This window comes from Fictibacillus phosphorivorans, from assembly GCF_001629705.1.
Classification (GTDB): Bacteria; Bacillota; Bacilli; order Bacillales; family Fictibacillaceae; genus Fictibacillus; species Fictibacillus phosphorivorans_A.
In genome coordinates this window covers 2,927,720-2,954,690 of record NZ_CP015378.1, presented here as the reverse complement: position 1 = coordinate 2,954,690, position 26,971 = coordinate 2,927,720, and the positions used below count along the sequence as shown (strand labels likewise).

Here is a 26,971-nt window from a genome sequence, read left to right as displayed (position 1 = left end):
CAGTTAACGGCCGAATAGTATACGTGCAAACTAAGTGGCGTGGTCTCTTTCACGTCAAAAATGTCTTCTAATTAAAAGAGATAGAATCTTACAACGAGAAAGGATTTGGAGTAGATGGGAAGAATCGTTCAAAAATTTGGCGGAACTAGTGTTGGATCTGTTGAGCGTATACAAAATGTTGCAAAACGAATCATCCATGAAGTGGATGCAGGAAATGAAGTCGTGGTTGTGGTTTCAGCGATGGGTAAAACAACGGATGAACTTGTCAAACTCGCAACAGAGATCAGTGGGAACCCTTCTAAACGGGAGATGGATATGCTTCTTACGACAGGAGAGCAAATTACGATCGCTCTATTGACGATGGCGTTGCATCAAGAGGGATATAAAGCTCAATCATTAACAGGATGGCAAGCAGGTATTCAAACGGAAGATGCCTTTTCAAATGCAAGAATACTAGACATTGATTCAAAGCGAATCTCAGATTTATTAAAAGATGGCCATATCGTGGTTGTTGCAGGTTTTCAAGGTCTTATTCCTGAAACCAAAGATATTGCAACTCTTGGCAGAGGTGGATCAGATACAACAGCTGTTGCACTAGCGGCAGCATTAAAAGCAGACCGATGTGACATTTACACCGATGTGACAGGTGTCTATACGACAGATCCTCGTGTAGTGAATTCAGCTAGAAAACTACCTTCGATCTCATATGATGAGATGTTAGAGATGGCGAACCTTGGTGCAGGTGTTTTACATCCAAGAGCGGTTGAGTTTGCTAAAAACTATAATATTACATTAGAAGTAAGATCAAGCATGAGCGAAGAACGTGGAACATTAGTAGAGGAGGAAGTATCGATGGAACAAAATTTAATGGTTAGAGGTCTTGCATTTGAAGGAAACATAACAAAAATTACGGTTTCTTCAGTACCTAATGAAATTCATGCTTTAGCCGAACTGTTTACGATTTTGGCTTCTAATGGTATCAATGTAGACATCATCATTCAAAATGTATTAAATGAAGAGAAAACAAATATTTCATTTTCGATCGAATCGAACTCATTGTCTGCTACACAAGAAGTGCTTGCAGCACATCAAGCACAATTAGGTTTTGAATCGATCAGTTATGAACAGGGATTGGCAAAGGTATCAATCGTTGGTTCAGGCATGATCTCAAATCCTGGCGTCGCCGCTAAAATGTTTAAAGCTCTGTCAGACCAAGAGATCATGATCAAGATGGTAAGTACTTCCGAGATTAAGGTATCAACTGTTGTGAAACAAGAGGATATGATCAAATCGATTGAAACGCTGCATGATGTGTTTGAGTTAGATGCTCGTGTTCCAGTTCAGAACACGTAAACATTGAAAAAGCCGGCAATCCGCCGGCTTTTGTTATTCAATCGTATCTTTTTTGTCCCATTGAACAGTGATAAAAACTTTGTTTCGTTTTGTAGATTCTAAAGCTTCTGTCGTACATTTTTTTTGTAGCTGAACTTGTTCAGCGAGGAAGCCTGCTTCTAGGCTGAATGTTTGATGATTGAAGTTTTCCATGCGTTTCATGATCAGTTGAGAGTTTAAAGAGAAATTCATCTCTGTTTTTGAAGCTTCGATCATTTCAAGAGTACCCCAGCCAGCTTCAACAAAAAAAGCGTGAACTTCTTCCATCGTATGTAAAGGATATTTTCTAGCTAAGTGTCTTCCTGCCCAATAGAGAATATTTCGTTCTTGTTTGCCAAGAAGTTCAGGCAATAAGTCGCTTCGAAGGATCTCATACCCAAAAGCTGAAACAGAAAGCTGTTCTACAGGGGTGTTTTCATCCTTTGTCTTTTGTTTAAACATTCTGCATCCCTTCTTTCTAATTTTATTATAACGGGAAAGCGGTTTAAACTCTATAGCAACTATCAGTATTTGTCGAAAATCTTGAACGTCCAAAAGCGTTGGTGTATCAAGAAAATTTACGCATTTAGTTGTTAGCGTTTTCTTGACGGTGTCAAACGATGGGAGTAAAATGGACATGTTGCTAGTTAATTAAGCTAATTGTTTAACACTCATCCTCTAAAAGAGGAAACTTAAAACGCTTACATGTGGAGAGGAACAAAGATTAGCAGCCAGAGAGAGGCTAAATTTGAAGGGGGCAAGAGAATGGCTGGCAGTAGAGATTTTATTAACAGAAGAATTCATTCATTATTAGGAGTAATTCCGATCGGGATCTTTCTCGTGCAGCATTTAGTTGTAAACCATTTTGCAACGAGGGATGCTGAAGCATTTAACAAAGCGGCTCATTTTATGGAAAGTTTACCTTTTCGTATTTTCCTAGAAACGTTTGTGATCTACTTACCAATTTTGTTTCATGCCGTATATGGACTTTACATTACGTTTCAAGCAAAAAATAATGTTACCCGCTATGGCTACTTCCGCAACATGATGTTCCTCGTTCAGCGTGTAACAGGCGTAATTACATTAATTTTTATTGCTTGGCATGTGTGGGAAACACGTGTACAGGCTGCTTTTGGGCAAGAAGTGAACTTTGATATGATGGCAGACATCTTAAGTTCTCCATTCATGGTTGCCTTCTATCTTGTAGGTGTTTTATCAGCAGTATTCCATTTTGCAAACGGATTATGGTCGTTCTTTGTCAGCTGGGGCCTTACAGTTTCGCCTCGTTCACAGAAAATATCAACATACGTAACAATGGGTGTATTTGTTGCACTTGCAATTGTTAGCGTAAGAACAATCTTTGCATTCATTTAAAAGGGGTGAGACAAATTGAGTAATCAGAAAATAATTGTTGTTGGCGGAGGTCTCGCCGGTTTGATGGCTACAATCAAAGCAGCTGAAGCTGGTGTTAACGTTGACCTCTTTTCAGTTGTTCCAGTAAAACGTTCGCATTCTGTTTGTGCTCAAGGTGGTATAAACGGTGCTGTAAATACGAAAGGTGAAGGAGATTCACCGTGGGAGCACTTTGATGACTCTGTATACGGTGGGGACTTCTTAGCGAACCAACCTCCTGTAAAAGCAATGTGTGACGCGGCACCAGGAATCATTCATCTAATGGACCGTATGGGTGTAATGTTTAACAGAACACCTGAAGGATTACTTGACTTCCGTCGTTTCGGAGGAACTCAGCATCACCGTACTGCATTTGCTGGTGCCACAACAGGTCAGCAATTATTGTATGCACTAGATGAGCAAGTTCGTCGCCACGAGGTAGCAGGCCTTGTAACGAAATATGAAGGCTGGGAATTCTTATCTGCCATTATTGATGACGAAGGTCAATGCCGAGGGATTACTGCTCAAAACTTGAAAACGATGGAGATCGTAAGTTTCCCTGCTGATGCAGTTATTATGGCGACGGGTGGACCTGGAATCATTTTCGGTAAATCTACGAACTCTGTAATTAACACAGGTGGAGCCGCTTCAGCTCTTTATCAGCAAGGGGTATATTATGCGAACGGTGAGTTTATTCAGATTCACCCGACTGCTATCCCTGGAGATGACAAGCTTCGATTGATGAGTGAATCAGCACGTGGTGAAGGCGGACGTGTTTGGACATATAAAGACGGAAAACCTTGGTACTTCCTTGAAGAGAAGTATCCAGCATACGGAAACCTTGTTCCTCGTGATATCGCTACACGTGAAATATTCCATGTGTGTGTGGATCTGAAGCTAGGAATCAATGGTGAGAACATGGTATACCTTGATCTTTCACACAAAGATCCTAAAGAACTTGATATCAAGCTTGGTGGAATCATCGAGATCTATGAGAAGTTCATGGGTGATGACCCTCGTAAAGTTCCAATGAAGATCTTCCCTGCGGTTCACTATTCTATGGGTGGAATGTGGGTTGATTATGATCAGATGACGAACATTCCTGGTCTCTTTGCAGCTGGTGAGTGTGAGTATCAATATCATGGTGCTAATAGATTAGGAGCGAACTCGCTGCTTTCAGCTATTTTCGGTGGTATGGAAGCTGGCCCGTCAGCTGTTCGATATATTAGAGGATTAGAAAAAACAGTTGAGGATGTACCTTCTACTGTGTTTGATAACCAAGTGAAAAAGGATCAAGAAGTATACAACAATATTCTATCAATGGATGGAACTGAAAATGCTTATGTAATCCATAAAGAGCTTGGAGAATGGATGACAGATAATGTAACGGTTGTAAGATACAACGATAAATTGAAACAAACGGATGAAAAGATCCAAGAATTGATGCAGCGTTACAAAAACATCAATATTAACGATACATCCAAGTGGAGCAATCAAGGTGCATCATTTACGCGTCAACTATGGCACATGCTTCAACTGGCTCGTGTAATTACGCTAGGAGCACTTAACCGTGATGAAAGCCGTGGAGCACATTACAAACCAGACTTCCCTGAACGTAATGATGAACAATGGTTAAAAACAACAAAAGCGAAATTTAATCCAACAACAAACGGACCAGAATTTGAGTATGAAGAAGTAGATGTTTCGCTTATCCAGCCACGTAAACGTGACTATTCTAAGAAGAAGGCAGGGGTGTAAGCATGAGCACAAAAATGGTGAAATTCATCATCTCAAGACAGGACAACCCAGAAACTGCCCCATATTTAGAAGAGTTTGAGATTCCGCATCGTCCGAATATGAACGTAATATCTGCTCTTATGGAAATTCGTAGAAATCCTGTTAACGCTAAAGGGGAAGCTACGACTCCCGTTACTTGGGAGATGGGTTGTTTAGAAGAAGTTTGTGGAGCATGTTCGATGGTAATCAACGGTAAGCCGAGACAATCTTGTACGGCTCTTGTTGATCAATTGGAACAGCCGATTCGACTTGAACCAATGAAAACATTCCCGGTTGTCCGTGATTTGGCGATCGATAGAAGTAGAATGTTTGATGCACTTAAACGAGTTAAAGCTTGGATTCCAATCGATGGTACTTATGATCTTGGACCAGGTCCTCGTATGCCTGAGACAAAGCGTCAATGGGCATATGAACTTTCAAAATGTATGACTTGTGGTGTATGTTTAGAAGCATGTCCGAACGTGAATACAAATTCAGACTTTATTGGACCTGCACCTTTATCACAAGTTCGTCTATTTAATGCTCACCCAACTGGTGAAATGAACAAAGAAGAACGTTTAAACGCGATCATGGATGACGGAGGGCTTGCAGAGTGCGGTAACTCGCAAAACTGTGTTCAGTCTTGTCCGAAAGGAATTCCCTTAACAACTTCAATCGCTGCACTTAATCGTGATACAAGCTTCCAAGCTTTTAAAAATTTCTTTGGCAGTGATCGTTAAAGTACCATACAGAGCTTCTCTCATCAGGGAGAAGCTTTTTTTAAAACCAAATAACTGAATAGCGATTCATTAAATATCTGTATAAGAGAGGCGGTAAAGAAATTGGCTAGACAAGACTACATATCAAATATGGATGAGTGGAAAAAGGACTTTTCTTTTTTTCATGAGTTACAAGTACGCTTTGGTGAGATCGACGGATTCGGCCATGTGAATAATACGAATATCTTTACTTATATGGAAGAATCACGAATCGCCATGTTTAAAGAATTGGGTTTAATGAATGACTGGGGGGCTCCTGATTCAATAGAGATTCCGGTCGTTGCAGACCTGCAATGTGATTATTTAGCACAGATTATGTACGATGAAAGATTAAGAGTATATGTGAAGATAAATGAAGTAGGCTCGTCTTCGATTGATATCCATTACTTAGGGATTAATGAGAAGCAGAATCCTGTATTTACAGGAAGAGGTGCGATCGTCCAGATTTCTAGAAAGAATGGCCGACCTGTTAAGTGGAGTGATGAGCTAAAGAAGCAATTAAAAAGTTTTTCTAAAGAAGCCCATGTATAAAAATGGGCTTTTTTTTCATGTATATCTGTAATATTCTTCATACTTTTTAAATGAACCAAGTCACTCCCATCTGACTCCTTACATACTATATGTTGACTAAATACTTCCAATATTCGTTGGCGGTTCCTAAACCCTAGCAAGGAGGGGTGAATTCATTGAAAGATAAACACTACCGACCGAAGCCTCTACTTACAAAAAGAGAGAGAGAAGTTTTCGAACTATTAGTTCAAGATAAGACCACAAAAGAAATTGCGGAACAATTATTTATTAGTGAGAAAACAGTTCGTAACCATATTTCAAATACCATGCAAAAGCTTGGGGTTAAAGGACGCTCTCAAGCCGTTGTAGAGTTATTGAGGCTTGGAGAACTCGAGATTTAGTCAGAAAGCGGCTTTCATTGTGAAAGCCGTTTTCAGTTTGGTTATGTATCAGGCAAAAAGTGTAATTGATTTTTCTCACCGTTTTCCGCTATGATGTAAGCTATGATGTTAGTGGTTTATGGACCTAAATGAAAAAAGGTGAAAAATTTCATGAACAAAAGCCTGCAAGTAAAAAAAGTTTTGAATAATAATGTAGTTGTCGCGATTAATTCTTCCGGTGAGGAAAGAATTGTTATAGGAAAAGGAATTGGATTTGGAAAGAAACAAGGTGAAGAGATTTTTCCTAAGCAAGTAGATAAGTTATTTGTGTTGAGAGATGAAAACGAACAAGAACAATACAAAACGCTACTAAATTCAATAGATGAAAAGATTGTAGAATTGATCAATGATGTCATTGTTCATATACGGACTCGTTTTAAGAATGAATTAAACGAGCATATCCATGTCGCGTTAACCGACCATATTACTTTTGCAATCAAACGTCTTGAACAGAGAATGGACATCAAAAATCCATTTTTAACTGAAACGCAAACGTTATATCCAAAAGAATATACAGTCGCTGAAGAGGCGATCGAAATCATCAATAAATCCCTAGGTATTCATCTTCCTGAGGGTGAGATCGGTTTTGTGGCACTGCATATTCACAGTGCTATAACGAATAAAAGTGTAACCGATATTAAGAAGCACTCAGAACTTATCAACACGTTAATGCAGATGATACAAGATTCATTTGAACTTTCATTTGATACGAAAAGCATTAATTATTTACGTCTTGTGCGACACTTAAGACATGCCATCGAACGTGTTTCTATGGGTGATATTATGGAAGAACAAGAAAAGTTAGCAAATGTGTTGAAAGAAGAATATCCTTTATGCTACAATTTGGCGTGGAAGTTGATTAAGGTTATGCAAAATACCTTACAAAAACCCGTGCCACATGCAGAGGCAGTATATTTAACCATGCATTTGCAAAGGCTTTCGCGTTATGACAATGACGACAAATGATAAAAAGAATATAGAACAACTCGTTTTTACGTGTTACTGATTCGATCAGGCATAAGTAAGAAACAAAAGTGTAGTAGATGCTTAATTAGGATATATTAATTCTGATTAGGAATTTGCTCATGTTTCTTATTTATGTCTTTTTTTTGTTTGATGCATGCGAAAGTAAATGGAAGGGTTATCATATTTAAAAGGAGGACTTCCTATGTGGAAAAAACTATTTGGTGTTCTTCAACGCGTAGGTAAAGCACTTATGTTGCCGGTTGCGATCTTACCAGCTGCAGGTCTGTTGCTTGCCTTTGGTAATGCGTTTAAAAACCCAGCGTTGATTGAAAGAATACCTGCATTGGATGCAGCATGGTTCCAACTTGTTGCAGACGTAATGGAGAAATCGGGAGACATTGTTTTTGCTAACTTATCGTTACTGTTTGCCGTAGGTGTTGCGGTAGGACTAGCAGGCGGTGAAGGTGTAGCAGGATTAGCTGCTATTATCGGTTACTTGATTATGAATGTAACCATGAGCGTTATTGAAGGTGTAACTCCTGATATGATCGGAAAAGATCCTTCTTTTGCGAACGTACTAGGAATTCCAACACTTCAAACGGGAGTGTTTGGCGGTATCATCGTCGGTATTTTAGCCTCCTATCTCTATAAGAGGTTCTATAACATTGAACTTCCTCAATACTTAGGATTCTTTGCTGGTAAACGTTTTGTGCCAATCGTTACAGCAGTATCTGCTCTAGCATTAGGTATTGTAATGACGTTCATCTGGCCACCTGTTCAGCATGGACTTAATACGTTCTCTGAAAGCATGATTAATTCGAACTTGACGGTCGCAGCGTTTATCTTTGGTGTGATCGAACGTTCATTGATTCCTTTTGGACTACATCACATTTTCTACTCGCCGTTCTGGTTTGAGTTCGGCTCTTATAAATCTGCAGCAGAAGGACTTGTTCGTGGTGACCAAGCAATCTTCTTTGCACAATTAAAAGATAACGTTGAACTAACAGCAGGTACTTTTATGACTGGTAAGTTCCCGTTCATGATGTTTGGACTTCCTGCTGCAGCATTAGCGATGTATCATGAAGCGCGACCTGAACAAAAGAAAATCGTTGCGGGTATCATGGGTTCTGCTGCGTTAACTTCATTCTTAACGGGAATTACAGAACCACTTGAGTTCACATTCTTATTTGTTGCTCCAGTATTATTTGGAATTCATGCTATTTTCGCAGGACTTTCTTTTATGGTTATGCACTTGTTAAATGTTAAAATAGGTATGACTTTCTCTGGTGGTGTAATCGACTACTTATTGTTCGGGGTGCTTCCTAATCGTACTGATTGGTGGCTTGTCATTCCTGTAGGTCTTGTATTTGCAGTGATCTATTACTTTGGATTCCGTTTTGCGATTCGTAAATGGAACCTTAAGACACCAGGACGAGAAATTGTGGATGATGAAGTTGAAACAAATGTTGGACCGTCCAATAAAGATTCATTAGCAGCGAATATTTTAGAGGGATTAGGCGGAGAGTCCAATATCTCTAACCTTGACGCTTGTATCACTCGATTAAGAGTATCTGTAAATGATCCAAAGGAAGTAGACAAGGATCGATTGAAAAAACTCGGAGCATCCGGCGTTCTTGAAATGGGTAATAACATTCAAGCAATCTTTGGAACTCGATCAGATACGATCAAGAGTGAAATTCAAGATATTATCAGTGGTAAGACTGTAGCTAAACCGAAGAATGCAGAGAAAACACCTGAACAAGGAAAAGTTGTGGAAACAAACATTGAAGGTGCTACACCAACTTCATCAATTTCTACAGATGATGATCGTTTTGTTTCTCCGATTAAAGGGAAAATACTTCCGATCACAGAAGTTCCTGACCAAGTTTTCTCAGGAAAAATGATGGGTGATGGATTTGCGATCGAACCAGCAGAAGGTTTGGTGGTTTCACCTGTTAATGGTAAGATAATGAATATCTTCCCGACAAAACATGCCATCGGTATTGAGTCAGATTCAGGTAAAGAAATTCTCATTCACTTTGGTATCGATACAGTGAAACTTAAAGGTGAAGGTTTTGAGAGCTTTGTTTCTGAAGGCGACAGAGTTAAGATCGGCCAGAAGATTTTAAAGGTTGATCTGAACTTTGTTAAAGAAAATGCACCATCCGTAATCACACCGATTGTTTTCACGAATCTATCGGATGAAACAGTTTCCGTCGAAAAAACAGGAACTGTGGCTATAGAGGAAGAAAATATTATTACATTCAAAAAATAAAGGGGTAATTATCATGGCAGAAAAAACATTTAAAGTAACTAGCGAATCAGGAATTCACGCACGTCCAGCAACAACTTTAGTTAACCAAGCAGGTCAGTTCAGCTCAGATATTACACTTGACTACAACGGAAAAAGCGTTAACTTAAAATCAATCATGGGCGTAATGAGTCTTGGAATCCAACAAGGATCTTCAATCGTGATCAAAGCAGAAGGTTCAGATGCAGATGAAGCAATCGCAGCATTAGAAAATGTAATGAAAAAGGAAGGGCTTGGTGAGTAATGTCTGAAAAAATTTCAGGTATTGCAGCATCAGCCGGCATCGCAATCGCAAAAGCGTTTGTTCTTCAAAACCCTGAATTAACGATCGAAAGAAAATCGATCTCCGATTCAGCGAGTGAGATCGAGCGTTTTGAAGCAGCGCTAAAGGTTTCGAAAGAGGAACTTTCTGTTATTAAAGAAAAAGCGAACAAAGAGTTAGGCGAAGATAAGGCAGCGATTTTTGCTGCCCATCTTCTTGTTTTGAGCGATCCAGAACTAGTTGATGCTGTAAAACAAAAGATCGAGAATGAAAAAGTAAATGCAGAAGCGGCAATGGACGATGTTTCATCTATGTTCATCAATATGTTTGAATCGATGGATAACGAATATATGAAAGAGCGTGCTGCAGATATTCGTGACGTTTCAAAACGCGTGTTAGCACATTTGTTAAATGTGACGTTTACAACACCTGCAAGCATCACTGAAGAGGTTGTCATCCTAGCTGAAGATTTAACTCCTTCTGACACGGCTCAATTAAACCGTAATTTTGTTAAAGGATTTGCTACAGACATTGGTGGGAGAACTTCTCACTCAGCAATCATGTCTCGTTCAATGGAAATTCCTGCAGTAGTAGGAACTAAAACCATTACTGAAAACGTTGAGAACGGCGTAATGGTGATCATCGACGGTTTAGATGGACATGTAATCGTGAATCCGACTGAAGATGAAATAGCAACGTATGAAGAGAAACAAAAACAATATCAAAAGCAAAAAGCTGAATGGGCAAAGCTAGTGAATGAAAAAACATTCTCAAGCGATTCTGTTCAAGTTGAGCTTGCGGCTAATATTGGAACACCAGCTGACGTAAAAGGTGTTTTAGAAAACGGTGCAGAAGGCGTCGGTTTATACCGCACAGAATTCCTTTACATGGGACGAGACCAACTTCCTACTGAAGAAGAGCAGTTCAAGGCATATAGTGAAGTGCTTCAAAAGATGGAAGGCAAACCGGTTGTTATCCGTACACTTGATATAGGTGGAGACAAGGAACTTCCTTATTTAAATCTTCCAAAAGAGTTAAATCCTTTCTTAGGATTCCGTGCGATTCGTCTTTGCTTAGAAGAGCAAGAAATTTTCCGTACTCAACTTAGAGCACTTCTTCGTGCTAGCCAATTTGGGAACTTGAAGATCATGTTCCCGATGATTGCTACACTTGGAGAATTCCGTGCTGCTAAAGGGATCTTATTAGAAGAAAAAGAAAAGCTCGTATCAGAAGGCATTGAAGTTTCTGAATCCATTGAAGTAGGGATCATGGTTGAGATCCCATCAACTGCTGTAATGGCAGATACTTTTGCGAAAGAAGTTGACTTCTTTAGCATCGGAACTAACGATTTGATTCAATATACGATGGCTGCAGATCGTATGAACGAACAAGTTTCTTACTTGTATCAGCCATACAATCCAGCGATCTTAAGATTAGTAAAAATGGTTATCGATGCAGCTCATAAAGAAGGCAAGTGGGCTGGTATGTGTGGAGAGATGGCAGGCGATCCGATCGCTATTCCAATCCTTCTTGGCCTTGGCCTCGATGAATTTTCGATGAGTGCTACATCTGTACTGCCTGCTCGTAGTCAGATCCTAGGTCTGTCTAAAGAAAAGATTAGTGCACACATGGATGAAATTCTACAAATGGAAACAATGGAAGACGTTGTGAAGTTTGCAGAAGAAAATTTCTAAAGTAGAAAAAAGACTATGGGGAAATTTCCATAGTCTTTTTCTATAGATGTTGAGTTAATATGTTTGGACACGGGAGTGATTGATTTCCGCTCCAGGTTGCTCGCATTCCATGGGGCGTGCGGTGAGCCTCATGCAGCTCACAAACCCTAAAACATTACATTAACGAATGGTATTGCAATTTCATAAAAATATTAGCAGAATAGAAAACAGTGATTTAACGCCAGTATGTATATAGAGATGAGGCGATGTTTTTTGAATAGACCCATTGGAGTCATTGATTCAGGAGTGGGAGGTTTAACGGTAGCAAGAGAGATCATGAAGCAGCTACCGAAAGAAGAAATTATTTACTTAGGTGACACGAAAAGGTGTCCGTATGGTCCGAGGCCATTTGAAGAGGTTAGGACTTATACATGGGAAATGATTGACTATCTTTTAGAACAAAAAATTAAGATGCTTGTTATAGCTTGTAATACGGCCACTGCAGCAGTATTAGAAGAAGCGAAGAGAAAGTTAGACATTCCGGTCTTAGGGGTTATCCATCCAGGTGCCCGTTCAGCTTTAAAAGCGACGAAAAATAATCACGTTGGTGTAATCGGGACAGTCGGAACAATCAATAGTGGTGCTTATAAACAGGCGCTAACGCAGATTCGTAACGATGTAATCGTTGAAAGTTTAGCATGCCCGTTGTTCGTTCCACTTGTTGAACAAGGAAAGTTATCAGGTGAAGAGACATTGAGTGCCGTTTCAGAAACCTTATATCCGTTAAAGGATGTATCAATCGATACGTTAATTCTGGGATGTACTCATTATCCGCTATTAAGACCGATTATTCAGCAAGTGATGGGAGAACACATCACGTTGATCTGTTCTGGTGCAGAAACTGCGCGTGAGGTTTCTGTCATCCTCGATCATAGCGGACTTTTAAATACAGCAGACGCTAAACCCGTTCATCGATTTTTAGCTACAGCAGAGAGCAATCATTTCCTGCAAATTGCTAACCACTGGCTAGACCGTAAGATTGAAAAAGTAGAATGCATTCAGTTGTGATTTCCAGAGCACTAGATTTTGATAACCTCTTGAAGAGAATATTGGAGTGAAAAGAGTAGAGTCCATTTAGGATTCTGCTCTTTTTATTTTTTGTACAAGTGGTCTATCGGAAGAAGATAGCTCGTATACATAATAGTACAAACCACTTGAGGAGGGAAAGTATGCGCAAAATGATGAAGTCAGGTGCACCGCTTATTATATTATCAGCTTCATTGCTGGTATCAGGTTGCGGACTATGGGGAGAGAAAGCAGGAAATGAGCTTGATCCCCCTAAAGTGAATTATGTGAAAGAGGGTCAGTCGCTTGATAAGAAGGATAAAGCAGCGAGTGCAGAACAAACGAATAAACGTCAGCTGTTTTTATTCGACAGCAACGGCATGGTTGTTCCGCAAGTTCTTGCTCTTCCAAAGAACGATGAAACAGCCAAACAAGTACTTCAGTACCTAGTTAAGGATGGTCCTGTAAGCAATATGCTTCCTAACGGTTTTCAAGCTGTTCTGCCGGCAGATACAGAAGTGTTGTCGGTAAATATTAAAAAGGGGACAGCTACAGCAAACTTTTCGAAAGAATTTACGGAGTATAACGCAGCAGATGAAATGAAGATCTTACAAGCTATTACTTTTACACTTACTCAGTTTGATAACATAAAGAAGGTTAAAATTCAGATCGCAGGAAAGAACCAGAATTCAATGCCTGTTAACAATACACCTGTGGGCGATGGTGTGAGCCGAGTGGACGGTATAAATCTTGAAAATGGCAGTGTCGCAGATATTACAAATAGTGAACTTGTAACCCTCTATTTCTTGGCACAGACACAGGATCAAACGTATTATGTACCTGTAACACGACGAGTTGCAAAAGAAGGAACAGATAAGGTTACTGCAACGATTGAGCACCTAATTGATGGGCCTTCTGCAGAAAGCAGCCTTTTAACAGACTTTAGAACAGATGTGAAATTGTTAAGTACACCTGTCGTCAAAGATGGTGTTGTTACGCTTAATTTTAACGGAGCTCTGCTAGATAACAAAGAAGAAAGCATGATTGCAGATGAAGTGTTAAATTCCATTGTACTTTCTCTTACAGAACTTTCTGAAGTGAAAAAAGTAGCGATAAAAGTGGATGGAAAGTCTAAGATATTCAATGAAAAGGGGAAAGAACTTACAGCCCCGGTTTCAAGACCTAAAGAAGTAAATACAGGTGAATTTTAAAATCAAATAGGTTGTGATACAGTAAAGAGGCGAATATTCGTCTCTTTTTTATTGGCTCTTTTCTAAAGGATTGTTGCTTTTAAATCTTATTGTATTTACTTCTTTGACTGTTGATTGGAGTGGAAGGTGCGAGACTCCTACGGGACAGGCGGGCAGGTGAGACACTTAAATATGAAACATTCGAATGTGGCTCACCGCCTGCCCCGTGGAAAGCGAGCGGCCTGTAACGGAAATCAACACTTCCAAGAGCAACACAGTTTACGAAAACAGCCTTTTTATTTAATCCATATCTATAAGATGAATTCTCATGATTTTCACTAAGTAAAGATCTACTTTTATCACGGAGGAATAAACCACATGAAAATTTTAGTTGCAACAAAAAATAAAGGTAAAGCAAAAGAATTCCAATCGATGTTTGAAAACCTTGGAGTTGAGATCCTCTCTTTAAACTATATTGAAGGAAGTCCTGATGTTGAAGAAACAGGCGTTACATTTGAAGAGAACGCCATTTTAAAGGCTGAAACCATCTCTAACCAGATGAATATTCCCGTTATTGCTGATGACTCTGGATTAGAAATCAATGCCTTAGAAGGAAGACCTGGTGTTTATTCAGCTAGGTATGCAGGAATACATAAAAGTGATGAAGATAACATGAAAAAAGTACTAGAAGAACTTCAAGATGTTGAAGATAACAATAGAGATGCTCAGTTCGTGTGTGCTTTAGCTTTTGCGAGACCTCAAAAAGAAACGCTGGTTGTAAAGGGAGAATGTAAAGGTCAGATTTTAAGAGAAAAACGGGGGTCCGAAGGTTTTGGGTATGACCCGATCTTCTTTCTTCCTCAATTAAATCGTTCGATGGCAGAGTTAGCGAAAGAAGAAAAAAATAAAATTAGTCATAGAGCAATAGCTTTGGAAAAACTAAAAAAACTGATCAATGAGGAGGATCTCTTATGGGAAAAGCCTTAATTGTTAGCGATAGTCATGGTTTAACAGATGAGTTAGAAACATTGAAGAGACGCTATCAAGACGATGTAGATCTAATGATACATTGTGGCGATTCAGAACTTTCGACATCATCGAAAGAGATGTCTGGTTTTGTAACAGTTAAAGGCAATATGGATTATTTGGGCGATGATTTTCCCAATGAAGCCATTGAGTTGTTGGGAGATACGTGTATATTTATAACACATGGTCATCTATATGATGTGAAGATGTCTTATCTTTCACTCGCATACAGGGCAGAGGAAACGGGGGCAACCATTGCATGTTTTGGGCATTCACATGTAGCTGAAGCTTTTGAACGTGAGGGAATGATCTTCATCAATCCAGGAAGCATAAGGCTGCCTAGAGGTTCGTTTGATAAGACTTATGCAATATTAGAAATTGAAGATAGAAGTATTTCAGTTAGTTTTTATTCGCTGGATGGTAAGCGTATCGATCAGTTAAGTAGGACTTTCGAGAAAAAAACAGTAAAAAAATAAAAAAGTTGAGAAAATGGGTTGACTATAATTTAGATATCATGTATATTTAGTTATGTCGTCGCGACAAGGTCTAAATTGTCTGCGGGTGTAGTTTAGTGGTAAAACAAGAGCCTTCCAAGCTCTGGTCGTGAGTTCGATTCTCATCACCCGCTCCATTTGTTTTTCTCACGTTCAAATGGTCCATGAAAAGTTACATCTGAAGTTAACAGATCTTAAATTAAAATGCATGATAAAAAATATATTTGTATCCACAGTCGACGGGTGGAACAAATCACTGTGTGCCCGCAGCGCATGGTAATTGCGGAAAGCGCCATTGCTATGCGAAAGGGGCTCCAATACATATGTCCCAGTAGCTCAGCCGGATAGAGCATACGCCTTCTAAGCGTACGGTCGGGAGTTCGAATCTCTCCTGGGACGCCATATTATTACATAAAATAACTTTTCGACACGCTTGATATCCTCTGTTAAAGGAAATCAAGCGTGTTTTTTTATTTCTATTTGAAAGCGCTTTAAAAATGTTTACAATGTGACGCGTTAAAGCTTCAAAACCTTATGGTCATGGGAATGAAAGCGTGTACAAAATAACTGAAAAGTCAGAATTCATTAAAAAATACAAAATTCGTGGTTGATTCTTTAATAAGATGGGCGTAATATTGTCAACAATTATTAAAATATTTTTAAAAAATTCAAATAATTCAAATTGACACGTAAAGGAGGATCACGATGCAGGAGCAATGGGTTTATGTTAATGGAGAGCACGTATTGAAAGATGACGCCAAAGTCTCGGTTTACGATCATGGATTTTTATATGGAGATGGGGTGTTTGAAGGTATTCGAGTCTATAACGGAAATGTGTATCGATTAGACGAACATCTTCAACGTTTATACGAATCAGCTCAATCCATTATGCTGACAATTCCACACACTAAAGAAGAACTAACAGACATCATCGTTCAAACGCTCCAGAAAAATAAATATCGTGATGCTTATATTCGATTAGTCATTTCACGAGGAAAAGGAAATTTAGGATTGGACCCTTTTACATGCGGCCAACCGGGAGTTATTGTCATTGCGGAACAGCTTGCACTATTTCCTAAAAAACTTTATGAAACAGGTTTAGAAATCATAACGGTGGCAAGCAGAAGAAATCGCCCAGATGTGTTAAGTCCTAAAGTTAAATCGCTAAACTACCTGAACAATATTTTAGTTAAGATTGAGGCTAGTCTTGCAGGAGTAAGTGAAGCCTTGATGCTGAACGATCAAGGGTATGTGGCGGAAGGTTCTGCTGATAACGTGTTCATCATCAAAGGGAATACCATTAAAACGCCTCCAGGATACTTGGGAGCTCTAGAAGGAATTACTCGTAACGCAATTGTTGAGATCGCACGAGCACAAGGATACAACATGGTTGAAGAACCGTTCACGAGACATGATGTTTATGTAGCTGATGAAGTATTCTTAACTGGAACTGCAGCTGAAGTTATTGCGGTAGTAAAAGTAGATGGAAGAGTAATCGGAAACGGCGCACCAGGTGAACATACGAACAAACTTTTAAAATCCTTCAGAGAAAAAGTAGTTGAAGAAGGAGTTAAGGTGTATCCGAACCAAGCCGTTCAAGCTGGATAAAAGAAGTATAGGAGTGTTACAGATATGCGCAGTAATATGATCAAGCAAGGAATCGATAGAGCCCCGCACAGAAGTCTTCTCCACGCAGCGGGAGTTGCACCAGAGGATATGGATAAACCTTTTATCGGTGTTTGTAATTCCTATGTTGATATTATTCCGGGGCATATGCATCTAAACAAAGTAGGTGAATGGGTAAAAGAAGCCATTAGAGAAGCTGGTGGAATTCCGTTCGAGTTTAATACGATCGGCGTAGATGATGGAATTGCGATGGGTCATATCGGCATGAGGTATTCGCTTCCGAGTCGAGAAGTTATTGCAGATGCAGCCGAAACAGTGATTAACGCCCATTGGTTCGACGGTGTGTTCTACATACCTAACTGTGACAAGATTACGCCTGGTATGTTAATGGCTGCTGTAAGGACGAATGTTCCTGCAGTATTTGTTTCAGGTGGCCCGATGGAAGCCGGAAAGTCTATGGCCGGAAAATCGCTATCACTTGCCTCGGTATTTGAAGGAGTAGGTTCTCACTTAGCTGGAAAGATGACGAGAGAAGAACTATTAGAACTTGAAACGAGTGCTTGCCCGACTTGTGGGTCATGCTCCGGGATGTTTACAGCCAACAGCATGAATTCCATCATGGAAATGCTCGGAATCACTCTACCTGGTAACGGAACGATCGTAGCTACCTCAAACGAAAGAAGAAAACTGATTAAAGAGGCAGCTTCGTCATTGATGGATCTTGTGAAAAACAATATAAAACCTAGAGATATTATCACGAAAGAAGCGATTGATGATGCTTTCGCTTTAGACATGGCGATGGGCGGCTCAACCAATACCGTACTTCATATGCTTGCGATTGCAAATGAAGCTGAGATTGAATATGACTTATCGTCAATCAACGAGATCGCAGAGCGTATTCCGTATTTATCTAAGATCAGCCCGGCTTCGGATTATTCTATGCAGGATGTTCATCGAGCGGGCGGTGTCAGTGCCATCATCAATGAACTCTGCAAAATGGAAGGCGCTATCCATAACGATCGGTTAACGATAAGTGGTGAAACGTTAGAGCACCGGGTACGGCATGCAGAAATCATAGATGATGATGTTATTCGTAGAAAAGATAACGCATATTCACCAGTAGGTGGCCTTTCCATTCTTTATGGCAATATTGCGCCAGATGGTTGCGTTATCAAAGTGGGTGCAGTTGATCCTTCGATTAAAACATTTCAAGGCGAAGCAATCGTCTATGAATCCCAAGAAGAAGCGATTGAAGGCATCAATAATGGTGAGGTGAGAGAAGGGCATGTCGTTGTCATTCGATATGAAGGGCCAAAGGGTGGACCAGGTATGCCGGAAATGCTCTCACCAACTTCAGCTATTGCCGGAAGAGGATTGAGTACGAAAGTAGCACTAATCACGGATGGCAGATTTTCTGGAGCGTCTCGAGGGATCTCGATCGGTCATATCTCGCCAGAAGCGGCGCAAGGCGGACCGATCGCGTTCGTAAACAATGGTGATCCAATCTTAATTGATCTAGTAAATAGAACAATTCATGTTTTATTAACAGAAGAAGACTTAAAAGAACGAAAAGAAGGCTGGGTAAAACCCGAACCAAAGATTAAAAAAGGTTACCTCGCACGTTATGCGGCGCTCGTAACTTCAGCTAATACTGGTGGAATCTTAAAAATTTAAAACAATAAAACGATGACGGAGAACAATGGTAGATGTGGGATAAACAGAGAGCCGGTGGTCGCTGTGAACCGGTTATTCCTAATACCAGGACATCCCTCCTGAGTGTCCTTTTGAACGTTTCTTAGTAGGAAGGGCCAAGCGATAACACCATTTTTTATCGCTTGTTATCAATATGACGACTCGTTCGTCTTGAGGCAGTCCTTGCGTGTGTCAGCAAGCACTGTGAATAAGGGTGGTACCGTGGAAAATAAACTTTTTCACCCCTTTGGATAGGATTGACCTGTCCATTTGGGTGGAGAAGTTTTTTTGTTGGTTTTTATAGATGTTGTTGTCCTTTCGTTATTTCTCATACGATCAACTTTTTCAAGAGCAACAACTGATGTCCCAATAGTCTTTTATCAAATAAAGGTTCGAAGTTAAAGGAGGAATGAAAATGAAGGCCAGTTGGGTGGCTGAGAATAAATCAGTCGAAACTTCATTAGTCTCTGGTGCTGAACTATTTATTCAAGGGTTGCAGAATGAGAATGTTGAAGTTTTGTTTGGTTATCCTGGAGGTGCTGTACTTCCAATCTATGATGCCCTTTACAATTCTGAGATGAAACATGTTCTAACAAGACATGAACAAGGAGCGATTCATGCTGCGCAAGGTTATGCAAGAGTAACTGGAAAACCGGGCGTGGTGTTAGCGACTTCAGGACCAGGTGCTACTAACCTTGTTACAGGTATCGCAGATGCGATGATCGATTCTATTCCTCTTGTTATCTTCACGGGTCAGGTAGCAACAACAGTGATTGGAACGGATGCTTTCCAAGAAGCGGACATCATCGGGATCACAATGCCGATCACTAAACATAATTATCAAGTCCAACGTGCAGAAGACCTGCCGAGAATTATGAAAGAAGCCTTTCATATAGCGAACACCGGAAGAAAGGGCCCTGTACTGATCGATATTCCGAAAGATGTTGCTGTTAAAAGAGCGGAAGTTAAAGATGTTGAAAGTATTCACCTTCCAGGTTACCAGCCGACGTTAAAACCTAATATTCTTCAAGTCAAAAGGTTGAACGAAGCGCTATTACAAGCTAAAAAACCTGTCCTCTTAACAGGTGCTGGGGTATTGGCAGCAAGTGCTGAAAAGGAGTTAGTTGCATTTGCGGAATATCACCAGATACCCGTTGCTCAAACCCTTTTAGGTCTTGGTGGATTTCCTGCTGAACACCCGCTTTGCTTGGGGATGGCAGGAATGCATGGAACATATGCAAGCAACATGGCTCTTTATGATTGTGATCTTTTGATTGGCGTCGGAGCTAGGTTTGATGACAGGTTAACCGGTAACCTAGATCATTTTGCTAAAAGAGCAGTGGTTGCCCATATCGATATTGATCCAGCTGAGATCGGAAAAAATGTGCCAACTGAGATTCCTATCGTGGGGTGTGCGAAAGAGACTCTTTCTGCACTCAATCAAACAAAAGGTGATAAGGGAGATTATAGCGATTGGGTCACTCAACTAACACAGTTAAAGAGTGAGTTTCCTCTTACTTATAAGACAGATGAATCAGAATTGAAACCACAAAAATTACTGCAGATTCTTCATGATGTAACGAAAGGAGAAGCCATCGTTTCAACGGATGTAGGCCAACATCAAATGTGGGCAGCTCAATATTATACATTTTTAGAACCGAACAGATGGATAACGTCTGGAGGACTTGGAACGATGGGATTTGGTTTTCCTGCAGCGATCGGAGCGAAAGTTGGTAAGCCGGAGCTCCCGGTAATAGCTGTTGTTGGAGATGGTGGGTTTCAGATGACGCTTCAAGAACTCGGAGTTCTCCAAGATTGGGAGCTTCCTGTCATCGTAGTCATTGTAAACAATAAATCCCTCGGGATGGTAAGACAGTGGCAAGAAATATTCTATGAAAAACGATTCTCACACTCGCTACTTGATATCCAACCTGACTTCATCAAGCTAGCATCAGCCTACGGAATTGATGGAAAACGAGCTGAAACAGAAAGTGATGTAAGAGAAGCTCTAACACTAGCTCTTGCGTCCAAAAAACCATTTGTGCTCGATTGTGTGGTTACTGCTGATGAGAATGTCTATCCGATGATTGCTCCAGGAAAAGGACTACATGAAATGATTGGAGTGAGAGGATGAGACGGATCATTTCAGCGACGGTTCTGAACGAAAGTGGTGTATTGAATCGTTTGACCGGATTGCTGACAAAACGCCAATTCAATATAGAGAACATCACGGTCGGACATACAGAAGATCCAGCCGTTTCTAAAGTAACACTAACTGTTTGGGTAGAAGATGATCGTAAAGCTGAACAACTTGTAAAACAGCTTCATAAGCAGATCAATATTCTAAAAGTTCGGGATCTGACAAACATGGCTCTTGTCTCTAGAGAACTTGCGCTCATCAAAGTTCTCACAACGCCTGATACGCGGAGTGAGATCAAAATGCTGATTGAGCCATTTCGAGCGACCGTCCTTGATGTTTCGCTCGAAAATGTAACGCTTGAAGTAACGGGAGACGGTGAAAAGATTGATGCGTTGATCGAACTGCTCCGTCCATATGGTATTAAAGAGATTTCAAGAACAGGTGTTACAGCAATTCCTCGTGGAACGCAGAAGAAAGTACTTGAGCTTCACCCCTATTCTATTATGTAAAGGAGAATGATGATAATGGCAAAAGTATATTACGAAAACGATCTTTCTAACGATGTATTAAAGAATAAGAAGGTAGCGGTAGTAGGTTATGGTTCTCAAGGGCATGCTCATGCATTGAACCTAAAGGATAGTGGTTATGATGTTGTAGTTGGTGTTCGGGAGGGACGTTCTTTCGACGAAGCAGTTAAAGATGGATTTGAAGTATATCCTGTTCGTGAAGCGGCTAGGCTCGCGGAAGTCGTAATGGTTCTATTGCCAGATGAGAGGCAGCCTGAAGTTTACAGAAATGAAATTCTACCTGAACTCTCTCCGGGTAATGCACTCGTTTTTGCTCATGGATTCAACGTTCACTATCACCAAGTAGTACCACCTCAAGATGTGGATGTATTTTTAGTCGCTCCGAAAGGCCCAGGTCATCTTGTGCGTCGTACATTTGAATCAGGTGAAGGAGTTCCGGCACTTTTCGCGGTATACCAAGATGCAACAGGTACTGCTAGAGAAACGGCACTTAGCTATGCTAAAGGCATTGGTTCTGCTAGAGCTGGAGTGCTTGAAACGACTTTTCAAGAAGAAACAGAAACGGATCTTTTTGGTGAACAGGCCGTGTTGTGTGGTGGGTTATCGTCACTTGTGAAAGCTGGATTTGAAACCCTAATAGAGGCTGGATATCAACCGGAAGTTGCTTATTTTGAATGTTTACACGAATTAAAATTGATTGTTGACCTCATGTATGAAGGTGGTCTAGAGGGAATGAGATATTCAATCTCAGATACTGCTCAGTGGGGAGACTTTCAATCCGGACCACGTGTAATCGACGAAAGGGTTAAAGAATCAATGAAATCCGTTCTGAAAGATGTTCAATCGGGAGAGTTTGCTAAGGGTTGGATCTTAGAGAATCAAGCGAATCGACCTGTATTCCACGTGGTGAACAACCAAGAGAAGAACCATCCGATTGAAAAAGTAGGGAGGGAACTTCGAGCAATGATGCCATTCGTAAAAGCAAAACAAAAAAAGGAGGCCGTTGCTAGTGCGAAAAATTGAAATCTTTGACACGACTTTGCGTGATGGAGAACAAACAGCAGGGGTCAATCTAAACACTGCAGAAAAAATCGAGATCGCTAAAAGGCTAGAAATGCTTGGGGTCGATGTGATGGAAGCGGGCTTTCCTGCTGCATCTAAAGGTGATCTTGAAGCTGTGAAAAAAGTAGCGTCGATTGTAAAAAATTCAACCGTTACAGCTTTGGCGCGTTCAAATACATCAGATATTGATTATGCGTGGGAAGCTCTGAAAGATTCTGCTGAGCCAAGGCTGCATGTTTTTCTAGCAACATCCCCCATCCATATGACATACAAGTTAAAGAAAACACCTGACCAAGTCGTTGAGACAGCGGTTGGTGCAGTCAAATATGCCCGACAAAAATTTCCTGTCGTGCAATGGTCTGCAGAAGATGCATGCCGGTCAGACCTTAACTTTTTATCACGCATCGTTGAGAAAGTAATCGATGCTGGAGCAACGGTCATCAACATACCAGATACGGTTGGTTTTACGAATCCTGAGGAATATGGAAGAATCTTTCGTTATCTATTAAACCATGTACCTAACATCGAAAATGCTATTCTTTCTGCTCACTGCCACGATGATTTAGGAATGGCTGTTGCTAATTCTTTATCAGCGATCGAGCATGGAGCGAACCAAGTTGAATGTACGATCAACGGAATCGGTGAGAGAGCAGGAAATGCCTCGTTGGAGGAGATAGCAGTAGCATTGGCGATTCGTGAAGATTTTTATCAAGCGAAAACTCGTTTAAAGCTAAATGAGATCAGCCGTACGAGTCAGCTTGTTAGCAGGCTAACGGGAATTGCTGTCCCACCGAACAAGGCTGTTGTTGGGAAGAATGCTTTTGCACATGAGTCGGGAATACATCAAGACGGTGTGTTAAAAGAAAAGTCAACATACGAGATCATCACACCTGAGCTTGTTGGAGTTCCTTCTAACCAACTCGTGCTAGGAAAGCATTCTGGGCGTCACGCGTTTAAAGATTACTTGCATAAGTTAGGTTTTCATCCAGATGAGAACAAGGTCAAGGCTCTTTTTGAAGATTTTAAACACCTAGCTGATAAGAAAAAAGAGATGACAGAAGAAGATATCTTCGCTCTACTCATCGATCATAAAATACAACCTGAAGTGCCGTTATATCAATTGAAAGATATTCAAGTGAACTATGGTACAAATCAGATCCCAACTGCGACGTTAAGACTGTTGACTCCAGATGGAAAACTGATTCAAGATGCTGCAACAGGTTCAGGTAGTGTAGAAGCGATCTACAATACGCTTGGAAAGATGCTTCCTTCTTCTATCAAGCTGAATGATTATCGAATTCAATCAGTAGGAGCTGGACGTGATGCCCTTGCTCAAGTGTTTGTTCAAATCGATAGTGATGGCCATGAGATCAACGGAAGCGGAACGGCGCAAGATGTTTTGGAAGCATCAGCTAAAGCTTATGTGCACGCTTATAATAAGCTTCAGCTTCATGATGAAAAGAAGAGCTATGAAGCAATGAGTATCTAAATTTAGGAGGGATGTTAGATGAAAAAGAGAATAGCAGTTTTGCCAGGAGACGGGATCGGTCCAGAAGTGATCAAGGGTGCTCTGCAAGTGTTAGATGGTGTAGCAACGCGGTTTGGTCATGAATTTGAGACGATTGAACAAGTGTTTGGAGGTGCTGCTATTGACCAGGAAGGTAATCCGCTTCCAGATTCCACACTAAAAACTTGCAATGACAGTGATGCTGTTCTGCTAGGAGCGGTTGGTGGACCGAAATGGGATCAAGGGAAGGTTCGGCCGGAACAAGGGTTACTCGCTTTGCGAAAAGCGATGAACGTGTTTGCGAACGTAAGACCTGTTCATGTTTATCCTGGTCTTGAACATCTATCACCTCTTAAATCGAATAAGGTAAAAGGTGCTGACTTTGTATTTGTTCGCGAACTGACCGGTGGGATTTATTTTTCAGAGCCGAAAGAACGGAATGAGAAACGTGCGGTAGATACAATGTCGTATACGCGAGAAGAGATAACGAGAATCGTTGAAAAAGCATATGAGTTAGCTTCTTCTCGCAGAAGAAAAGTAACATCTGTTGATAAAGCAAACGTTCTTGAAACGAGTAAATTGTGGAGAGAAGTCGTAGAGGATGTAGCTAAAAAGTATCCAAACATCGAAACAGAACACTTGCTGGTAGATTATGCTGCCATGAGGATGATCAGTAATCCTACGAGTTTTGATGTGGTTGTTACTGAAAATATGTTTGGAGATATTTTGTCTGACGAAGCTTCTGTTCTTACAGGCTCGTTAGGAATGATGCCTTCAGCTTCACTTAGTGAAAACGGTCCTGGTCTATATGAGCCTATTCATGGATCAGCACCTGATATCGCAGGAAGCGGTAAAGCAAATCCGATCGGTATGATCCTAAGTGTCGCGATGATGCTTCGTCATTCGTTCCAACTTGAAAAAGAAGCGGAAGCTGTTGAACTTGCCGTTTTTGAAACGCTGCAGGCAGGTTATCGTACAGGAGATATTTATGGAGGAAGCGGTACTCTAGTGTCAACGAAAGAAATGGTCAATCAAATTCATTTTAGAATGTTGGAAGATTCAACAAGTGCAACTCTTCTAGAGGTTTATGTGTAGGAGGTAGATAAGTGTGAGTAAAACAATCATTGATAAACTTTGGGATCGTCATATTGTCGCTCAAGAAAAAAACAAACCAGATCTTCTTTACATTGATCTCCACCTCATTCATGAAGTGACATCACCTCAAGCGTTTGCAGGTCTACGAGAAAAAAATAGAACTGTCAGACGGCCGGATCTATGTTTTGCAACGATGGATCATAACATTCCGACGATCGACCGGTTCAATATAAAAGACGAAACATCCCGTCTACAAGTTCAAACATTGGAAAAAAACTGCGAGGAATTTGGTATTCAACTTGAGGGATTAAACTCTGAGCAACAAGGTATCGTACACGTTATCGGACCAGACCTAGGTTTGACACTGCCGGGAAAAACAATCGTATGCGGCGATAGTCACACTTCCACACACGGTGCTTTCGGAGCACTCTCCTTTGGAATCGGCACAAGCGAGGTTGAACATGTTCTTGCTACTCAAACGTTGTGGCAGAGCAAACCAAAACAGATGAACGTCAAGATTGAAGGTGAGTTAGGTTTTGGTGTTACCGCTAAAGACGTCATCTTATGGTTCATAGCGAAATATGGAACGAATGTCGGTACGGGTCATATCATTGAGTTTTCTGGTAGTACGGTTAGAAATTTTTCGATGGAAGAACGAATGACTCTTTGTAATATGTCGATAGAAGCAGGGGCAAAAGCATCAGTTGTTTCTCCTGATGAAGTTACTTTTTCTTATATTTCAGGTAAGCGCTATGCTCCAAAGGATCAAGAGTTTCTGGAAAGTTGTAAGAGATGGAGTGAGCTTAGAAGTGATGAGAATGCAACGTTTGATCAAACGATCGAGATCGATGCTAGAGAGATCGAACCGATGGTCACTTGGGGAACGACACCATCCATGTGTTTGCCGATAAGTGGCGTGATTCCTTCGGACGAAAGTTCTACCTCTGCAGAAGAAAGGCAATCGTTATTGAATGCACATCATTACATGGGCTTTAAAGGAAATGAAAAAATAGAAGATATCTCTGTGCAGCATGTATTTATTGGGTCTTGCACGAATTCAAGACTTAGTGACTTACTTCAAGCTTCTAAAGTTGTTGAAGGCAAAAAGGTGCATCCTGAAGTTCGGGCAATCGTAGTCCCAGGCTCACAAGCTGTGAAAAAAGAAGCTGAAATCCTAGGGCTTCATCAGATCTTTTTAGAAGCTGGATTTGAATGGCGTGAGTCGGGATGTTCCATGTGTTTAGGTATGAATGATGATATCGTTCCAGAAGGGGAGAGATGTGCTTCTACCTCAAACCGTAACTTTGCTGGCAGACAAGGAAAAGGTGCCAGAACACACCTTGTGAGCCCAATTATGGCAGCCGCAGCAGCATTAAAAGGAAAATTCACTGATGTTCGCTCTATACTTCCTAAAAAAGAACAGGAGGTAGATCATTATGCTGGGGTTTAAAACACATTCAGGCAGTGCGGCGATCTTGGATAGAGATCATGTGGACACAGATCAGATCATTCCGAAGCAATTTTTGAAAAAAATCGATAAAGCCGGATACGGGGAATTTTTGTTCTTTGATTGGAGATATCACTCTGATGGTACAGAAAATAAAGATTTCGAACTGAATTCGTCAGAAGCAAGAAAGTCTTCAATTTTAATTACAGGGAAAAATTTTGGTTGTGGCTCCTCAAGAGAGCACGCGCCTTGGGCATTGAAGGATTATGGTTTTCATGTGATCATCGCTGAAAGCTTTGGGGATATCTTCTTTAACAATTGTGTAAAAAACGGTATCTTGCCGATTCGCCTTACGAAAGAAGAGATTCGAAACCTTCAGAGCGAAAGGGCTGGAAACCTTGTGCGAGCGTTAATGATAGACCTTGAGCGACAAACGGTTAATAACGAAAAAGGAGAAGTGTTTTCCTTTGAGTTTGATCCGTACTGGAAAAAGATGCTTCTTAACGGATGGGATGAAATATCCATTACACTTCAACAAGAAGCTTCCATTAAAAAGTATGAAGATGAAAGGATTGTGAACGGATAATGGGAATTTAACAATCACGGCCGAACGTTTATTT

At 40.6% G+C, this 26,971-nt stretch carries 24 protein-coding genes, 2 tRNA genes and 1 other annotated feature; of the genes, 25 read left to right on the top strand and 1 reads right to left on the bottom strand.

The window, feature by feature from the left end; genetic code table 11:
- Window positions 1-114 precede the first annotated feature (114 nt).
- Window positions 115-1,353, top strand: a complete 1,239-nt coding sequence (locus ABE65_RS15255; protein ID WP_066396675.1) for an aspartate kinase — start codon at window positions 115-117, stop codon at window positions 1,351-1,353.
- Between the two features lie 33 nt (window positions 1,354-1,386).
- Here ABE65_RS15255 and ABE65_RS15250 read toward each other — a convergent pair whose 3' ends face one another.
- A complete protein-coding gene (locus tag ABE65_RS15250; protein WP_066396667.1) occupies window positions 1,387-1,833 on the bottom strand; it encodes a YslB family protein in 447 nt (148 codons plus the stop codon).
- A gap of 303 nt (window positions 1,834-2,136) precedes the next feature.
- Here ABE65_RS15250 and ABE65_RS15245 point away from each other — a divergent pair, with 303 nt between their 5' ends.
- From ABE65_RS15245 to leuD, 24 genes are all read left to right on the top strand, one after another.
- Window positions 2,137-2,745, top strand: a complete 609-nt coding sequence (locus ABE65_RS15245) for a succinate dehydrogenase cytochrome b558 subunit (RefSeq protein WP_066396658.1) — start codon at window positions 2,137-2,139, stop codon at window positions 2,743-2,745.
- Between the two features lie 15 nt (window positions 2,746-2,760).
- Window positions 2,761-4,521, top strand: coding sequence for a succinate dehydrogenase flavoprotein subunit (gene sdhA / locus ABE65_RS15240; protein WP_066396656.1), 1,761 nt, complete (start codon window positions 2,761-2,763; stop codon window positions 4,519-4,521).
- Window positions 4,522-4,523: 2 nt separating this feature from the next.
- Entirely contained in the window at window positions 4,524-5,279 is a 756-nt protein-coding gene (gene sdhB, locus ABE65_RS15235; RefSeq protein WP_066396653.1) for a succinate dehydrogenase iron-sulfur subunit, read from the top strand.
- Window positions 5,280-5,381: 102 nt separating this feature from the next.
- Window positions 5,382-5,849, top strand: coding sequence for an acyl-CoA thioesterase (locus ABE65_RS15230; protein ID WP_153237708.1), 468 nt, complete (start codon window positions 5,382-5,384; stop codon window positions 5,847-5,849).
- A 155-nt stretch (window positions 5,850-6,004) separates the two neighbouring features.
- Window positions 6,005-6,229: a helix-turn-helix domain-containing protein gene (locus ABE65_RS15225; RefSeq protein ID WP_066243534.1), complete on the top strand. Its 225-nt coding sequence runs from the start codon at window positions 6,005-6,007 to the stop codon at window positions 6,227-6,229.
- A 150-nt stretch (window positions 6,230-6,379) separates the two neighbouring features.
- A complete protein-coding gene (glcT, locus tag ABE65_RS15220; protein ID WP_066396650.1) occupies window positions 6,380-7,234 on the top strand; it encodes a glucose PTS transporter transcription antiterminator GlcT in 855 nt (284 codons plus the stop codon).
- Between the two features lie 202 nt (window positions 7,235-7,436).
- Complete coding sequence (ptsG, locus tag ABE65_RS15215) at window positions 7,437-9,509, top strand: glucose-specific PTS transporter subunit IIBC (RefSeq protein ID WP_066396647.1); 2,073 nt, start codon at window positions 7,437-7,439, stop codon at window positions 9,507-9,509.
- Between the two features lie 13 nt (window positions 9,510-9,522).
- Entirely contained in the window at window positions 9,523-9,789 is a 267-nt protein-coding gene (locus ABE65_RS15210) for a phosphocarrier protein HPr (protein WP_066396644.1), read from the top strand.
- On the top strand, window positions 9,789-11,501 hold the full coding sequence (gene ptsP, locus ABE65_RS15205; RefSeq protein ID WP_066396641.1) for a phosphoenolpyruvate--protein phosphotransferase: 1,713 nt from the start codon (window positions 9,789-9,791) through the stop codon (window positions 11,499-11,501). Before ABE65_RS15210 ends, ptsP begins: the two co-directional genes overlap by 1 nt.
- Before the next feature lie 252 nt (window positions 11,502-11,753).
- Window positions 11,754-12,548 carry a glutamate racemase gene (gene racE, locus ABE65_RS15200; RefSeq protein WP_066396639.1) on the top strand — a complete coding sequence of 265 codons (795 nt, stop codon included), beginning with the start codon at window positions 11,754-11,756 and terminating at the stop codon, window positions 12,546-12,548.
- Window positions 12,549-12,718: 170 nt separating this feature from the next.
- A complete protein-coding gene (locus tag ABE65_RS15195; protein WP_156499257.1) occupies window positions 12,719-13,756 on the top strand; it encodes a GerMN domain-containing protein in 1,038 nt (345 codons plus the stop codon).
- Between the two features lie 357 nt (window positions 13,757-14,113).
- Window positions 14,114-14,722: an XTP/dITP diphosphatase gene (locus ABE65_RS15190; RefSeq protein WP_066396633.1), complete on the top strand. Its 609-nt coding sequence runs from the start codon at window positions 14,114-14,116 to the stop codon at window positions 14,720-14,722.
- Window positions 14,707-15,237, top strand: a complete 531-nt coding sequence (locus ABE65_RS15185) for a metallophosphoesterase family protein (protein WP_066396632.1) — start codon at window positions 14,707-14,709, stop codon at window positions 15,235-15,237. The genes ABE65_RS15190 and ABE65_RS15185 overlap by 16 nt, the downstream gene beginning before the upstream one ends.
- 81 nt (window positions 15,238-15,318) lie before the next feature.
- Window positions 15,319-15,392: transfer RNA gene (locus ABE65_RS15180), tRNA-Gly, on the top strand.
- 188 nt (window positions 15,393-15,580) lie between these two features.
- Window positions 15,581-15,657 (top strand) — tRNA-Arg (locus ABE65_RS15175).
- A gap of 303 nt (window positions 15,658-15,960) precedes the next feature.
- Window positions 15,961-16,863 (top strand): branched-chain-amino-acid transaminase, encoded by a 903-nt coding sequence (ilvE, locus tag ABE65_RS15170; RefSeq protein WP_066396629.1) that lies wholly within the window; start codon window positions 15,961-15,963, stop codon window positions 16,861-16,863.
- Between the two features lie 24 nt (window positions 16,864-16,887).
- Window positions 16,888-18,555, top strand: coding sequence for a dihydroxy-acid dehydratase (gene ilvD, locus ABE65_RS15165; RefSeq protein ID WP_066396628.1), 1,668 nt, complete (start codon window positions 16,888-16,890; stop codon window positions 18,553-18,555).
- Window positions 18,556-18,558: 3 nt separating this feature from the next.
- Window positions 18,559-18,823 (top strand) — a binding site (T-box leader).
- A gap of 165 nt (window positions 18,824-18,988) precedes the next feature.
- A complete protein-coding gene (gene ilvB, locus ABE65_RS15160) occupies window positions 18,989-20,707 on the top strand; it encodes an acetolactate synthase large subunit (RefSeq protein ID WP_066396626.1) in 1,719 nt (572 codons plus the stop codon).
- Window positions 20,704-21,222 carry an acetolactate synthase small subunit gene (ilvN, locus tag ABE65_RS15155; RefSeq protein WP_066396617.1) on the top strand — a complete coding sequence of 173 codons (519 nt, stop codon included), beginning with the start codon at window positions 20,704-20,706 and terminating at the stop codon, window positions 21,220-21,222. The genes ilvB and ilvN overlap by 4 nt, the downstream gene beginning before the upstream one ends.
- Window positions 21,223-21,237: 15 nt before the next feature.
- Window positions 21,238-22,263, top strand: a complete 1,026-nt coding sequence (ilvC, locus tag ABE65_RS15150; RefSeq protein WP_066396614.1) for a ketol-acid reductoisomerase — start codon at window positions 21,238-21,240, stop codon at window positions 22,261-22,263.
- On the top strand, window positions 22,250-23,791 hold the full coding sequence (locus ABE65_RS15145; RefSeq protein WP_066396611.1) for a 2-isopropylmalate synthase: 1,542 nt from the start codon (window positions 22,250-22,252) through the stop codon (window positions 23,789-23,791). Before ilvC ends, ABE65_RS15145 begins: the two co-directional genes overlap by 14 nt.
- A gap of 18 nt (window positions 23,792-23,809) precedes the next feature.
- Window positions 23,810-24,904: a 3-isopropylmalate dehydrogenase gene (leuB, locus tag ABE65_RS15140; RefSeq protein WP_066396608.1), complete on the top strand. Its 1,095-nt coding sequence runs from the start codon at window positions 23,810-23,812 to the stop codon at window positions 24,902-24,904.
- 13 nt (window positions 24,905-24,917) lie between these two features.
- On the top strand, window positions 24,918-26,354 hold the full coding sequence (gene leuC, locus ABE65_RS15135) for a 3-isopropylmalate dehydratase large subunit (protein WP_066396606.1): 1,437 nt from the start codon (window positions 24,918-24,920) through the stop codon (window positions 26,352-26,354).
- A complete protein-coding gene (gene leuD / locus ABE65_RS15130) occupies window positions 26,341-26,937 on the top strand; it encodes a 3-isopropylmalate dehydratase small subunit (protein WP_066396605.1) in 597 nt (198 codons plus the stop codon). The genes leuC and leuD overlap by 14 nt, the downstream gene beginning before the upstream one ends.
- The last annotated feature ends 34 nt before the right edge of the window (window positions 26,938-26,971 follow it).